Consider the following 12,983-nt stretch of genomic DNA (forward strand, 5'->3'; position numbering starts at 1 on the left):
CCAGGGATGCGGCTTCCAGCTTGAACTCGGCAGTGAATGAGCGACGTAATCTTGTCATTGAACACCTCTGGTCATGGTGGCGACTGTACCACCTAAAACGGTGTCCGGGATGATTAGACCACTACAGATCGCAGGGCCCTAGGTTTGAATAGCGAAGCGTAATCAGACCTTCGCGAGAGCCGGTTGCCGCAATATGGTTGGTAATTACTTCTTTTGCCCCCCCTCATCCCCAACCCTTCTCCCCTTGTTTATGACAAAGAGTGGGAGAAGGGGGCGCTGCTCGCAGCTATATCGGATGGCGGTGACATAGGGGGTCTGGTGATGCGCGACTTAGAAGAAGGCAGCTAGGGCACGAGGGCTGGCGCGATACAGTCCCCTCTCCCCTTGGGAGAGGGCCAGGGTGAGGGGAGCTAGCTGGTCGGGTGTAGCAACCAAGCGGCATCACACTGCTGATCCCTCAGTTATTGAAATTCCACGCAATCGGTAGCTCGACGTCGAAGATAAGCGCATCCCCTTCGAGGCTAAAGGGCAGGCTAGTCTGGTGCTGCTCATATTCGTTGACGATCAGGCAGCACTCGAAGAAGTTGGATTCGTAGCTGAGGTGGGCCAGGCCATGGGCGCCGTCTTGAGCGAGTTCGATGCGCAGCACCTGCGGCGGGTGCTCCTGACTGAGGTTGACTGCGGGATTGCCCTCATCGACCAGTCGCTCCAGCAGGGGGAAGAAATCCTGCTTGTGGGTCTCGATGGCCTGGGTGATGGCCTGCTTCAGCGCGCTCTGGCTGGCGAAGGGGCCGCCGAGGGGGTAGCGGGTCTGGATCCTTTCCTGAGTCATGGCGTTTCCTCCTGAACTGAGATGTGGCAACAGTTTGGACGCTGCAGAGACCTGTAACCCGGAATCTGCGACCAGCGTGTTTTATCGCAAATTGTCGATGGCGCATTACGCAATAGGGGAGTCCTTGTCCTGATAGATGAAGCAATCCGTAAAATCGAAACCATGCCGATGTTTATAAAATATCAGGCAGGGATCCGGCCATTTTTCACCAGGGCCCGGCGGATGTTCTTGCACATCTTGCCAAAACGGTAGAGCTCATCGAAGGTGGGCGGGATGCCGCGGTTGATCTGATATTGCCAGTAGCTGAGATCCGTATCCACCAGCTCCATCAGTTTCTTGGGGCAGCCGATACAGGTATTGTCCGGCCCGCATTTGAAGGTGTCAGGTTGATAGAGCGGGAATTCTTGCTTCACGGCATCGATGATCTGCTGCATCGCTGTGATGCGGTCGGGTTTTCTGCTCACGCCTGGCCCCTGCTGCCTGTAGGAAGGATGCATTATATCCCTGCCAAAAACGGGGCCAATTAGGCTAACGAGGTAGTCCGGCCAGGATGTCCGCCGGCCAGATACCACAACGCCCGGCGGGCCGGGCGTTGTGGTACAACTCTGTGGGCGGCGAAAACGCGCCCTAGAAGTCGTGGTAGAGCGGCCAGCCGAGCAGGGGGTGCTTGAGACCGGCGCGCATCTCGACGTTGTCGAGCTTCTCCGGCGAGGCGTTCTCTTGTTGCAGCAGCTGGTACTGGCGCACAAAGCCCAGGGTATGCAGCAGGTTGGCGACAAACCCCTTGCTGAGCTCCTGACGCAGACCGGCGATCAGCTCGCTTGGCAGCTCCGCCAGCAGCAGTTCCAGCTGGGCGGCCAGATAGTCGGTGTCGTACCAGGCTTCCTGCAGCACTATGTCTCGTGCCAGACGGCGTTTGAGATCCTGCTTCACCTTCAAGGGCGCCGCGCCGCTGCCATTGCCGCAGAGGATGCGATAGAGCAGGGCCTCGGCCAGCTTGTCTTCCATGGTGGGGTGGTCGTTCTCGCAGGCGAAGAAGTGCTGATCGATCAGGCCCATCAGGCGGGCCTTGTTGTGCTCCACCAGCGCCTTCTCGTACTCCTGCCAGCCTTGCCACTCCTCCACGTCCGGCGGGCTGGAGATCTTGTCCAAGAGCCGCGCATCCACGTCGCCATAGAGGCTGTTGCCACCGGGCTGCTTGGCGCTGACCGAGATCAGCATGGACCAGCCCTTCTGGAACGGCTTGATGGGCCCCTCCGGCGCCTGCAGCAGGGCAAGTGCCTTGGCGGTATCTCGTTGCGACAGCTCCAGCAGCCCCAGGCTGACCACGCCGATGACGTCGTGGGCGGCCTGTTCCAGCAGGTGCATCTTGTACTTGTTGTAGTACTTGTCGGCGAACTTCAGGCTCATCAGCACCGCCTTGCCCTTGATCTGGCCAAGCTGCTGATCGCTCAAGTGTTCGCTCTCGCGGCCAAAGCGCAGCACCTGGGTAAGAAAGGGGCCCTGATTGACATCGCGTATGGCTAGTTGCATGACGGGGCTCCTCAATCCAGGAAGCTGAACATGTCGTCGACTTCGGCGTACTCGTCGGAGGCGTCGTTCTTCTCTTTGGCCTGCATCACCAGCTCGCTGGCGAACTTGCTGATGATCCCTTCCCAGCTGGAGTGCTCATTGCGCAGCAGTGCCTTGATGGCTTTCTCCACCTCGGGGGTCAGCTCGCGGATCAGCATCAAGAGGCTGCGCGGGTCATCCAGCGGGTAGTCGTGGGCATTTTCGCTCTGCTGGCGGTCGCTGTAGGAGAGCGCCTCTTCCAGGTCTTCCTCTTCGGCGTGCAGCGTGTCGTGGAAGCCCTCGTCATCCTCGAAGCGTTCACCGCGATAGAACTCGATGAAGGGGATGGCGAGGTAGAAGAGACCGGCTGGATCCTCGGCGATGCACTCCAGGATCTCCGCCTGCTTGGCGTCGCTGTCCTGGGTGCGGATCAGGTAGTTGAGGAAGTCGAAGGTGTGCTGCTGCAGCTCTTCGGCGTTGTTCTTGATCGCCTCTTCCCAGTAGAGGGGCTGCTGGCAGACGATGTCGCGGATCCGCTCCGGGGTCATCAGCTCGGAGATGATGGACGGGAACGACATGTCATGCTGGCCGTTGATCTGGGTCAGGGTGACGATATCAATCTGTTCAATGACTTCGGCCAACTGGTCGTCGGACATTGTCTTGGCGATCAGCTCGAACTTTTCGCTGGCCTGTTTCGGCTCGATCACGGCCAGCTCTTTGATCTCGATGGCGGTAATTTCTATCAGACTGTGCATGCTTTGCCTCAAGTTAGAAACGTACTTCGTCGTACATGTCTTGATCGCCGTCGTCGTCACCATCACCGTTGTAGTCGGCGTCAGCGTTTTCCCCGTCTTCATCTTCGTCGTCACGCAGCTCGTAGTCGTCATCGGCACGGCGGCCACCGCGCGGCAGCGGGTTGTCCAGCTGGAACAGCACGGCGCAGGCTTCGATCAGCTGATCTTCGCTCTGGGCCCGTACCGCTTTCACCAGCGGCAGGTCGGCATTGTTGAACGCCACCGACACCTTGAACTCGTCCCATGAGGGTTGTACGCCACTGCCGAGCCACTTGATCCACTCAGGCTTGGCCTTGGCCGGGAACTGCACCCGGCCATAGAGGGCCAGCGGCAGGTACTCGGGCATGAATTCCAGCATGCTCATGTCGGCCAGCAGCAGTGTCTTCATCTTGCCGGTGAACTGCTCAAGTGCCTTGGGCTGGTCTTGATCCCGGTAGGATTCGATGTTCTCGCTGGCATCACTCATCAGCGCTTTGATCCGCGCCTGGTCCCATTTTTTCTGCATAGCGCCTCAGGGGTAGAATTGGTCCCACATCTCCTGCATGGCAGAAGCGGGATCGGTCACGATGACGTTGTTGAAATCCTTGATGAAAGCGGCCCGCTGTTTCGGGTCTGACAGCACTTCATAGGCCTGCTTTACCTGGTGCAGCTTGATGGCTGCCAGCTCTCGCTCTTCTTCGCTCGCCCCTAACAGCTTATCGGGGTGGTACTGGTTAGACAGCCGGCGATAGGCTTTTTTGATGTCATTTTCGTTGGCGTTGGACTTGACGCCCAGCACCCGAAAGTAGTTGTTCATGGCAGATCCTGCATCACTGGCATCTTGGAATTCACACTGCGGGCGCCTGATGGTGGAGCTTGAGAAACCAGGCACGGCAAAAACCCGTCATTTTAACGGAAACAGGCCAGCTCCGCCATGAATAGGAGGCGATATGGCAAGCAAGTTGCCAATAGAGAAAAAGCTCCAATCGCTGCCATTTTGGCAACAAGAGGGCGGGGCATGTGTGATGGCGGTTGAAAAAACGCCCGGCAGGCCGGGCGTTGTCGGTTATTGGAGGCGGGCCCAGGCCAGGCGCAGTTTCAGCCCCAGACCCGAACTCCAGCCTGTGGTGGTACTCACCACCTTGCCGTCCTTGACGATGAGGAAGCTGGGGGTAACGCTCACCTGCCAGCGGGCGGCGAGATCCCCTCGCTCATCGTTATGGGTCGGGAAGGTCAGCCCCTTCTTGCCCATTCCCTTGCTCAACTGCTGGGCGTTGCCGGAGCGCAGTGCCACCGTCAATACGTTTCCACCGTCCTGCCAGAGCTGCTCCACCGTCGGTGTGGTGAAGCGGCAGACGGCGCACCAGCTGGCCCAGTAGTAGACCAGCAGCGGCTTGTCCCGGCTCATGGCCTGCAGGTCGGCGGTGGTGCCATCTTGCAGGGTGAGCCTGGGCAGCGGGCCGTCTTCTGGCAGCGCCGGGCTGCGCCAGAGGTCCAGCGCCGTCGAGATGACCACGCCAAACAGCAGCAGCCAGAGCGCCTCCTTGCCCCAGCGCCGCCAGCGGGGTTGGGTGGTGATAGTCTCTGTCATGGTTTATCCCTGCTTGGCCAGTTCGGCCTTGACGATTTGCTCCAGCTCTTCATAGGGGATGGCGCCCGACACCAGCTGGTTGCCGACAAGGGTCGCCGGTGTGCCCTGCACGCCGAGCAAGGTGCCGATGCGCAGGCTGTTGCGCAGCTCCTCGGTGGCCTTGGCTTCGGGTTTGAGCGCCGTGTTGCCGGTGGCCGCCAGCGCCTTGTTGATGTCCGTCTCGGTCAGCATGCCCTGCTTGCTCATCAGCTTATCGTGCAGGGTGAGGAAGCGGGCGGGATCCTGCTGCCACAGGGTCAGGCTGTACTGGGCCGCCTTGGCGGAGCTCTGCCCCTTGAACGGCAGCAGTTTGATCACCAGCCCGACATCATTTGGATAGGCCTTCAGCAACCTGGCCAGATGAGGGTCGAACTGCTTGCAGTAGGGGCAGTTGTAGTCGGTGAAGGACACCAGGGTCAGCTTGGGGTTTTTGGCACCCAGACGTGGGCTGGTGGGGCTGTTGAACAGCACATCCTGATTGCCCTTGATGAAGTCGCCAAGCTGGCTGGCCTGATCCGCCGCATTCTGCTTCTCCCAGGATTCGGCCGCCTCGTCGAGGATCTTGGGGTTGGCCACCAGGGTTTCGCGGATCAGCTCCTTGATGCGGGCCTCCTGCTCCGGGGTGAAGGGAGCGGCGTGCAGGGCCGGGGCCAGCAGGGCGGCAGAGAGGGAGGCCAGCAGGGTCAGGGTGCGCAGGGTCGGTTTCATTTAGTGTCTCCTTGAGAAGTGGCAATGCCTGCTTGCGCCAGGGTGGCAAGCAGGGTCGGACGGTCCAGCAGGGGCGAGAGGATCTCGCCACTCTGCAGGTCGGGCCCGTAGATCTGGTTGAAGGGAATGGCCACGCTACCGCGCTGGCGCAAGAAGTCGGCGATGCTGGCAGAGGGACGGCTCCAGTCCCCGCGCAGGGCCACCACATCAGGGGCGCTCAGCGCTTTTTGTACGTCATCTCGCAGCAGTACATTGAATTTGTTGGCTTTACAGGTAATGCACCAGTCGGCGGTGACATCGACAAAGACCCGCTTGTTCTGCGCCAGCGCGTCCTGGATGGCTTGCTCCGAGAGCGGCTGCCAGTTGACGCTGTCCCGCTGGGGCTTGCCCTCCATGGTGAAGGCGCCGCCCAGCAGCAGGGCCCCGCCCAGTAGACAGGTGAGAGCTAGCCCCAGAGTCACGCCCCGAATGCCGTGGCGCCACACCACGGCCAACAGCAGGGCGGCCAGCATCAGCGCCATCAGGATCAGCATCCAGAATTGGCCGACATGGTTGCCGAGCAGACTGAGCAGCCAGAGGCTGGAGCCCAGCATCATCAGGCCGAGCAGAATGCGCAGGCGCCCCATCCAGCGGCCCGGTTTCGGCAACCAGAGCGCAAGGCGGGGGAAGGCGGCGATCAGCAGCCAGGGCAGGCTCATGCCGAGGCCAAGCGCGGTGAAGATGAACCAGAGCTGACCGAGCGGGGCCCCGAGCGCAAAGGCGACCGCTGTGCCGAGGAAGGGGGCCGAGCAGGGGGTGGCCAGCAGGGTGGCAAAACACCCCTGCAGGAAGTGACCGCCCAGGCTGTTGCCGCCCGTGGTGGCGAGGCGGGTATTGAGGTTGCTCGGCAGCCTGATTTCGAACAGCCCCAGCAGGTTGGCGCAAAACAGCGCCGTCACCACCACCATGAAGCCGATAAACCAGACGCTCTGGAACTGGATGCCCCAGCCGACCGCCCCCTGGGTTGCACGCAGCAGCGTGCTCATCAGTGCCAGCGCCCAGAAGGAGACCAGGATGCCGGCGCTGGCCGCCAGGAATTGCAAACGAACCGGGCGGCGCTCACGGGTTTCCAGCTGCAGTACCGACCCCAGCTTGAGTGCCAGCACCGGCAGCACGCAGGGCATCAGGTTGAGGATAAGGCCACCCAGCAGGGCAGCGCCCAGCAGCCAGAGCAGCGAGTGGCCCTGACTTGGCAGGGTCAGCGGCTCACCTATCTGGAACTCGCTCTGCCAGGCCTGTTCACCGTTGGCCAGTACAAACCCGAGTTGCTGGCGACGTATGTCCGGCGCATCGCCCTGCCAGCCATCGCTGACCGGAATGCGGGCGACCAGGGTGTTGCCTTGCACCTCCAGCTCGGGTTTGCCAAATTCGGCGCCCTCCAGGCGCTGGAGGAAAATCTGCGGATCCTGCCAGCCCTGCGGGTTGTCGGCGGTCAGCTGCAACTGGTTTTGCCGGTAGCCGGCCTTGAGGGTGACGGTGCCAGGCATGGCCTGTGGCAGCTTGCTCATCGCCTGGGCGTAGGCAAAGTCGAACCCTTCCGGCGCAGTGCCATCCAGCGCCAGGGTAAAGGGGTAGTCGGTCAGTATGCAGACGTTGCTGCAGGTCGAAAGGCGCAGCGTGCCCGTCAGCGCCTCGCTGCTGCTGTGGGCAAGCGTGATGGGGAGGCTGACGGTTTTCTGATAGCCCTGGGTCGAGATACCACTGACGTCAAATCGCTCCGGCACGGGCCAGTGCCACTGCTGGGTGGCTTGAGGGGCATCCCAGAAGATTTCAGGAGCTATGCCACCTTCCCCCGGGTTCTGCCAATAGGTCTTCCAGCCGGACTCGAGCGCCAGGCTGAGCAGCACGCGAGTTTGGGCGGGATCGCTGGCGTCGGCTTGCAGCCGCACTTTTGCGTGATCGTTCTGGGGGCTGACAAGCCAGCCGGTATCGCTGGCCAATCCCATGGATTGCCACAGCAGGCCGCCCATCAACAGGGCAGTCTTGATCATGTTTGACATGTTTTTGTCTCTTGAAAATGGAAGTTAGGGTGGTGTAAACCGCGGCTAACTCATTCTCGCCAGACACATAAAGTGAGGTGAAGCCGCCGTTCAGGCGGAGATATGTTGCGAGGGGGAGGCAAGGTGGGTGAGCGGCGCGACAGCGGGGCCAGCAGGGCAATCACGAAGGCGATGGCAAAGAAAATCTGTTCGACGCAGAGCAGGCTGGCGGCACTGAGCCATTTGCCATTGAGCTGGCAACTGCTCGGCTGAGGCGTCGCTGGCTGTGCATCGTCGGCATCGGCGCTGGAAGAGGGGAGGAGCTGTACCTGGCAACTGAGGGCCTGATCGAGCTGAGCCAGCCGGGCCAGCGGCTGGGCCGCGCAGTTGAGCACCAGAATGCAGACCAGCAGCAGGAGTCTTGTCGCCACGCGTTGTCGCAAAATCATGCTAGCCCTACCCTGTTGAATGGTGCATATCCTATCGATCAATAATGACAGGAGCAAGTCAGCAGGATTCGATGCGACCATATGCAACATCGGGGTGGTCGGTTCTGTTTGGCGAACGCTTGTTCGCTAAAAGGGGGACCAGTATACTGCGCCGAGTTAAAATCCGAGGTGTTCGATGCTCAAACTTGCCCGTGTGCTGCTGCTTACCCTGCTGCTCGTTTTCTGGTTCGTGTTTGGTCTGTTGCTCTGTCTGGTGCGTCCGCGTCATCCCAACAACGTCTTTGTCTTCGCCCGCATGTACCATGCGATCTGCCCGCTGCTCGGCCTCAAGGTCAAGGTCATCATACCGGACGAGGTAAAGTCGGTTGGCCCGGCGGTATACGTCTGCAACCACCAGAGCAATTTCGACATCTTCACGGTGACAGGTGCCGTCATGCCCGGCGTGGTGGCGGTGGGCAAGAAGAGCCTGCTGTGGCTGCCCTTCTTCGGCCTCCTCTTCTGGCTCTCAGGCAACGTGCTGATCGACCGCTCCAACCGCTCCCGTGCCATCGGTACCATAGGCCAGGTGGTGGATCGCATCAAGCATCACGGCACCTCCATCTGGATGTTCCCGGAAGGGACCCGCTCCAAGGGGCGCGGCCTGCTGCCGTTCAAGGCCGGCGCCTTCCACACCGCCGTGCAGGCCGAGGTGCCCGTGGTGCCCATCGTCTGTTCCAGCTACTTCGGCCAGATCGACCTGAACCGCTGGGACAATGGCGAGGTGTTGCTGGAAGTCATGGCACCTGTCTGCAGCAAGGAGCACGGCGCCGCCGGCATTCGCGAGTTGTCTGACAACTGCCGTGCCCGGATGGAAGCCAAGCTGGTCGAGCTGGACAGCAAGCTGGGTCGCCATCAGGCCGCCTGAGTCTGAACGCAAGACGACATAGAGGGAGCCGCCGGCTCCCTTTTTAATTGGTGAAAATCGCTACTTTATTGGTATTTTTCACCATTTCATTCGCCTTGAATATCTGCCGCTAATCCCCATCTATCTGTAAAACAACGATAAATTATCTTGGCATGGCTCTTGTAATGCTATGGGAAGAGATAGCCATCCCCATGAACAAGGAACCAGACCATGAGCGTATTTAGCCGCCTGACCGACGTGATCAATGCCAACCTGCACAGCCTGCTCGACAAGAGCGAAGAGCCGGAGAAGATGCTGCGCCTGATGATCGAGGAGATGGAGCAGGTCCAGGTCGAGATGAGAACCCAGGCCGCCCGCGTCATCGCCGAGCAGAAGCAGCTGGAACGCCACCAGCAGGCGCTGCAACACCAGATCCTGGAGTGGTCGGCCAAGGCCGAGCTCGCCATCCAGAAGGGGCGTGAGGATCTGGCCCGTGCCGCCCTCACCGAGAAGCTGGCCGAGGCCAAAAAATGTGACCAGCTGGAGCAGGACAAGGCCCGGGTGGCCGAGGTGCTGGCCCAGCTCACCGCCGACAGCGAGCGGCTGGCCGCCAAGCTGACCGAAGCCCGCGAGAAGCAGAAGATGCTGACCCTGCGCGAGCAGACCGCCCACAGCCGCATCCGTGCCCGCGCCCAGGTCGACAACCAGCGCATGCACGAGCTGATGGCCCGTTTCGACGGCTTTCAGGGGCGGGTCGATCAGCTGGAAGCCCAGCTGGAGGCGGCGACTCTGGGGCAGAATCCCTCGCTGGAGGCCCAGTTCCGCGAGCTGGAGCTGAACGACGAGATTGAGCGCGAACTGGCCCGGCTGAAGGGTCAGAAGGTGGAGGCATAAAGATGACGCCCTGGCCGAAGGACCTTGCCCATCGCAAGTTGACCGGGGTCTGCGCCGGCATCGCCAACGGGCTGGGGTTCTCCAGGGTGACGGTACGGATAGTGGCGCTGATCGCCCTGATCCTGATGCCGCCACTGACCCTGGCCGCCTATCTGCTGGCGGTGCTGATCATGCCGCCCCGTCGTGAATTGAAGCGCTGGCTGGACTGACCACAGGGTCCTTCAGCCGGCAAGAGAAGCCTGTGAGGAGCAGAACATGCTGGAATTTATCGTCTTGATGCTGGTGTTGGTGGCCATGGCGCTGGCGGGGTTTACCGTGCTGGCCATGCTGCTGGTGAGCGGCCTCTTCGTGCTGTTTGGGGCCCTGGCCGGCATGTTCGCTCTGATCATCAAGCTGGCGCCCTGGTTGCTGGTGCTGCTGGTGGTGTGCTGGCTCATCAGCAACCGGCGCAAGCAATCCAATACCTACCGTTAAGCCTCCCTGCTATCGGATCCTGCCTTGGCCACTGCTCGCAGTGGCCTTTTTTGTGGCCTCTTCATCGCCTGCTCGACAGCTGCCAGCCAGGGCTGGCTCCAGTCGACCCAGCCATCCGGCTCCCGCACCAGGCGCTCCTTGAAGGCCTTGCTCTGCTGCTTGAGGCGGTATTCGAGTCGCAGCGCCGCCCCCTTGTCGCCCACCATCTGCTGCCAGACCAGTGTGAGCGGTCCCTTGCCGCGCAGGGCGCGGGATCCCTTGCCGCTCTGATGCTGGCGCAACCGCCTTATTGGATCCGTGCTGATCCCCGTATAGAGCAGGCCGGTCGCGGTGCGTACCAGATAGAGGGACCACTGGCTGGTTGGGGGTGAGCTGGTCGGTTCTGTGTCCATCGCTGCTTTTCTCATTTGATCTGTCTGTGCCAAACTCAAGAGCAGTCCAAGGAGGTGCGATGCGAGTCTGGTTCTGGTTGTGGTGCCTGTTGTCGGTCCCGGCTCTGGGGGAGACGACCCGTGTTTATGATTACCATCAGCATCCCCCTTTCATGACAGGGGAGAAGACGGGGCTGAGCCGGGATCTGGTCAAGTATCTCAATGAAAGGCTCGGTGGAGAACCCAGGCTTGAGCTCTGGCTGGTCAATCGGGCCAGATTGGCGCTGGAGATGTCGGATCCCGGCTTTGACGGCCTGGTGGCCTGGGTCAATCCCGCCTGGGTTGGGGATCCCCAGCGCGAGCGCTATCTGTGGACCTTTCCCATCATGCGTGACACCAACGAGCTCATCTCCAGCGCGGCCAGACCCGTCACCTATCGCGGCCCGGATTCCCTCAAGGGACTGGTCTTCGGTGGCATAGAGGGCTATCGCTATCAGGGGATCGATGATGCCGTGGCCCGGGGCGAGCTGGTGCGCCACGATGCCAAGAAGGTCAAAACCAATTTCAGCCTGCTGATGCGGGGCCGCATCGATGTGACGCTGGTACCGGGTTCGGCACTCTCCTTCTTCATTCATGATGCCTATGAGGGCAAGTTGTTCGTCTCGCCCTTTCCCCAGTCCAGCTATACCCGCCACCTCTTGCTGCCGAGATCCCGCAGCGAGCTGCATGCCCGGCTGAACGACATCGCCGAGCAGATGGACCAGGATCCCGCGTGGCACGCCATCCTGGAATCCTATCGTGGCAGACCCTGAGCAGGGTTGCCGGCCCCGCGCCTGAGTTTGTGCAGCGGCAGCAGGCTCACCAGCAGACCCGCCCAGACGAAGGCAAATCCCACCGACTTCACCGGATCCGCCGTCTCGCCAAACCAGAAGAGGGCGAGCAGGAAGGCGAGGCTGGGTTCTATGTATTGCAGCAATCCCACTGTGCTCATGCGGGTGCGCGCCACGGCGTAGCAGAACAGGCCCACCGGCAGCAGGGTGGCGGGGGCGCTGCCCATCAGCAGCAACCGATCGGCCCAGTCACCGGCCATGAACTGGCTCATGCCGCTCAGGGCCAGAGCGCCGATGATCAGCAAAGCGACCGGCAGCTGGACCAGGGCCTCGAGGTAGAGGCTGACGCCGGCGTCGTAGTGCACCTTCTTCTTGAGCAGGCCGTAGAAGGCGAAGTTGGCCCCCATGATGAGGGAGAACCAGGGCAGCTGGCCGTAGGAGAACAGCATGTAGGCCAGCCCCGCCAGCGCCAGGGCGACCGCCAGATGCTTTTGCGGGGTGAGCCGCTCCTTGAGGAAGAGCACGGCGAACACGATATTGAACAGCGGCGTCATGAAGAAGGCGAGGCTGGTGGCCAGCACCTGCCCCGTGGTCAGACACCAGGTGAACATGCACCAGCTGATGGACATGACGGGGCCCGCCAGCAGTATGAGGCCGAGTTGGCGGGGTTCACTGCGCAGGCGCGCCCAGGGCACCCGGTAGCCGAGCAGGGCGAAGAGGGTGCCCAGCAGTACCGCCGACCAGAGGACACGATGGGAGAGCAGCTCCCACATGTTGACCTCCGGCATGAACTGGTAATAGAGGGGCAGCATGCCCCACAGCACGAATGAGAGGGCCGCGCTGCCGGTGCCCATCCAGTTCTTCATCTCTCTCCGTTTATTAAATTAAACATTTGTGGTCGCATGATAAGTACCCGCTGACGCTTTCACAAGCAGGATGGAGGGGGAAATTCTGTTACTATCGGGCCCATGAACCGACTCGATACGCTGTTTGAACAGATCCGGGCCTGCCGGTTATGCGAGGCTCATTTGCCACTTGGGCCACGCCCGGTGATCCGTGGCGCCGAAAGCGCCCGCTTGCTGATCATCGGCCAGGCGCCCGGTACCCGCGTTCATGCCAGCGGCATCCCCTGGGATGACCCCTCCGGCGATCGGCTGCGTCACTGGCTCGGCGTGGATAAAACGACCTTCTACGACGAGTCCCGCATCGCCATCATGCCGATGGGGCTCTGCTACCCCGGCAAGGGCAAGTCGGGGGATCTGCCACCCAGACCCGAATGTGCGCCCACCTGGCACGACAAGGTGTTGATGCTGCTGCCCAATATCGAGCTGACCCTGCTCATCGGCCAGTATTCCCAACAGTACTATCTGGGCAAGGCCAGCAAAGGCTCGCTCACCGAGACGGTGCGCAGCTGTGCCGACTATGGTCCCGCCTGGCTGCCGTTGCCGCACCCGTCCCCGCGCAACACCTTCTGGCTCAAGAAGAATCCCTGGTTCGAGCAGGATGTGCTCCCCCATCTGCGGCAAAGGGTCGCCCCCTTGCTGGTGTGACCCTAGTACTTGCCTCTGCG

General features: G+C 61.3%; 18 protein-coding genes. 6 read left to right on the forward strand and 12 right to left on the reverse strand.

The window, feature by feature from the left end:
• Window positions 1–457: 457 nt before the first annotated feature.
• The 10 genes from AACQ95_RS03925 to AACQ95_RS03970 form a co-directional block, all read right to left on the reverse strand.
• A complete protein-coding gene (locus AACQ95_RS03925) occupies window positions 458–832 on the reverse strand; it encodes a hypothetical protein (RefSeq protein WP_241280666.1) in 375 nt (124 codons plus the stop codon).
• A 182-nt stretch (window positions 833–1,014) separates the two neighbouring features.
• On the reverse strand, window positions 1,015–1,266 hold the full coding sequence (locus AACQ95_RS03930; protein WP_277604567.1) for a hypothetical protein: 252 nt from the start codon (window positions 1,264–1,266) through the stop codon (window positions 1,015–1,017).
• Window positions 1,267–1,459: 193 nt separating this feature from the next.
• A complete protein-coding gene (atcC, locus tag AACQ95_RS03935; protein WP_241280669.1) occupies window positions 1,460–2,365 on the reverse strand; it encodes a cold adaptation protein AtcC in 906 nt (301 codons plus the stop codon).
• Between the two features lie 11 nt (window positions 2,366–2,376).
• Window positions 2,377–3,138 carry a cold adaptation protein AtcB gene (atcB, locus tag AACQ95_RS03940; protein WP_098982089.1) on the reverse strand — a complete coding sequence of 254 codons (762 nt, stop codon included), beginning with the start codon at window positions 3,136–3,138 and terminating at the stop codon, window positions 2,377–2,379.
• A gap of 13 nt (window positions 3,139–3,151) precedes the next feature.
• On the reverse strand, window positions 3,152–3,682 hold the full coding sequence (gene atcA / locus AACQ95_RS03945; RefSeq protein WP_103472164.1) for a cold adaptation protein AtcA: 531 nt from the start codon (window positions 3,680–3,682) through the stop codon (window positions 3,152–3,154).
• A 6-nt stretch (window positions 3,683–3,688) separates the two neighbouring features.
• Window positions 3,689–3,973: a cold adaptation protein ActJcold adaptation protein ActJ gene (gene atcJ, locus AACQ95_RS03950; protein WP_096119877.1), complete on the reverse strand. Its 285-nt coding sequence runs from the start codon at window positions 3,971–3,973 to the stop codon at window positions 3,689–3,691.
• Window positions 3,974–4,222: 249 nt separating this feature from the next.
• Entirely contained in the window at window positions 4,223–4,747 is a 525-nt protein-coding gene (locus AACQ95_RS03955) for a protein disulfide oxidoreductase (RefSeq protein ID WP_241280671.1), read from the reverse strand.
• A gap of 3 nt (window positions 4,748–4,750) precedes the next feature.
• The gene (locus AACQ95_RS03960; protein WP_103472166.1) at window positions 4,751–5,494 is read right to left on the reverse strand and encodes a DsbA family protein; all 744 of its coding nucleotides are present in this window, start codon (window positions 5,492–5,494) and stop codon (window positions 4,751–4,753) included.
• Window positions 5,491–7,533 carry a protein-disulfide reductase DsbD family protein gene (locus AACQ95_RS03965; RefSeq protein WP_241280673.1) on the reverse strand — a complete coding sequence of 681 codons (2,043 nt, stop codon included), beginning with the start codon at window positions 7,531–7,533 and terminating at the stop codon, window positions 5,491–5,493. The genes AACQ95_RS03960 and AACQ95_RS03965 overlap by 4 nt, the downstream gene beginning before the upstream one ends.
• A gap of 50 nt (window positions 7,534–7,583) precedes the next feature.
• On the reverse strand, window positions 7,584–7,961 hold the full coding sequence (locus AACQ95_RS03970) for a hypothetical protein (RefSeq protein WP_241280674.1): 378 nt from the start codon (window positions 7,959–7,961) through the stop codon (window positions 7,584–7,586).
• Window positions 7,962–8,136: 175 nt separating this feature from the next.
• On the opposite strand from AACQ95_RS03970, the gene AACQ95_RS03975 reads away from it, so the two are divergent.
• From AACQ95_RS03975 to pspG, 4 genes are all read left to right on the forward strand, one after another.
• A complete protein-coding gene (locus AACQ95_RS03975; RefSeq protein ID WP_043554460.1) occupies window positions 8,137–8,865 on the forward strand; it encodes a 1-acylglycerol-3-phosphate O-acyltransferase in 729 nt (242 codons plus the stop codon).
• 210 nt (window positions 8,866–9,075) lie between these two features.
• The gene (pspA, locus tag AACQ95_RS03980; RefSeq protein ID WP_043554461.1) at window positions 9,076–9,738 is read left to right on the forward strand and encodes a phage shock protein PspA; all 663 of its coding nucleotides are present in this window, start codon (window positions 9,076–9,078) and stop codon (window positions 9,736–9,738) included.
• Window positions 9,739–9,740: 2 nt separating this feature from the next.
• The gene (locus AACQ95_RS03985; RefSeq protein WP_241280675.1) at window positions 9,741–9,947 is read left to right on the forward strand and encodes a PspC domain-containing protein; all 207 of its coding nucleotides are present in this window, start codon (window positions 9,741–9,743) and stop codon (window positions 9,945–9,947) included.
• A gap of 46 nt (window positions 9,948–9,993) precedes the next feature.
• Window positions 9,994–10,212 (forward strand): envelope stress response protein PspG, encoded by a 219-nt coding sequence (gene pspG, locus AACQ95_RS03990; protein ID WP_043140399.1) that lies wholly within the window; start codon window positions 9,994–9,996, stop codon window positions 10,210–10,212.
• Here pspG and AACQ95_RS03995 read toward each other — a convergent pair.
• The gene (locus AACQ95_RS03995; RefSeq protein WP_274453396.1) at window positions 10,209–10,619 is read right to left on the reverse strand and encodes a GIY-YIG nuclease family protein; all 411 of its coding nucleotides are present in this window, start codon (window positions 10,617–10,619) and stop codon (window positions 10,209–10,211) included. The genes pspG and AACQ95_RS03995 overlap by 4 nt on opposite strands.
• A gap of 44 nt (window positions 10,620–10,663) precedes the next feature.
• Between AACQ95_RS03995 and AACQ95_RS04000 the strand changes: the two genes are divergently transcribed.
• Window positions 10,664–11,395 carry a substrate-binding periplasmic protein gene (locus AACQ95_RS04000; RefSeq protein ID WP_241280677.1) on the forward strand — a complete coding sequence of 244 codons (732 nt, stop codon included), beginning with the start codon at window positions 10,664–10,666 and terminating at the stop codon, window positions 11,393–11,395.
• Here AACQ95_RS04000 and rarD read toward each other — a convergent pair.
• Window positions 11,377–12,279: an EamA family transporter RarD gene (gene rarD, locus AACQ95_RS04005; RefSeq protein ID WP_043554465.1), complete on the reverse strand. Its 903-nt coding sequence runs from the start codon at window positions 12,277–12,279 to the stop codon at window positions 11,377–11,379. The genes AACQ95_RS04000 and rarD overlap by 19 nt on opposite strands.
• Before the next feature lie 102 nt (window positions 12,280–12,381).
• Between rarD and AACQ95_RS04010 the strand changes: the two genes are divergently transcribed.
• Window positions 12,382–12,963, forward strand: coding sequence for a uracil-DNA glycosylase family protein (locus tag AACQ95_RS04010; protein WP_241280678.1), 582 nt, complete (start codon window positions 12,382–12,384; stop codon window positions 12,961–12,963).
• Window positions 12,964–12,983 lie beyond the last annotated feature (20 nt).

It is taken from the genome of Aeromonas sp. MR19 (genome assembly GCF_963899305.1).
Lineage (GTDB): Bacteria > Pseudomonadota > Gammaproteobacteria > Enterobacterales > Aeromonadaceae > Aeromonas > Aeromonas bestiarum.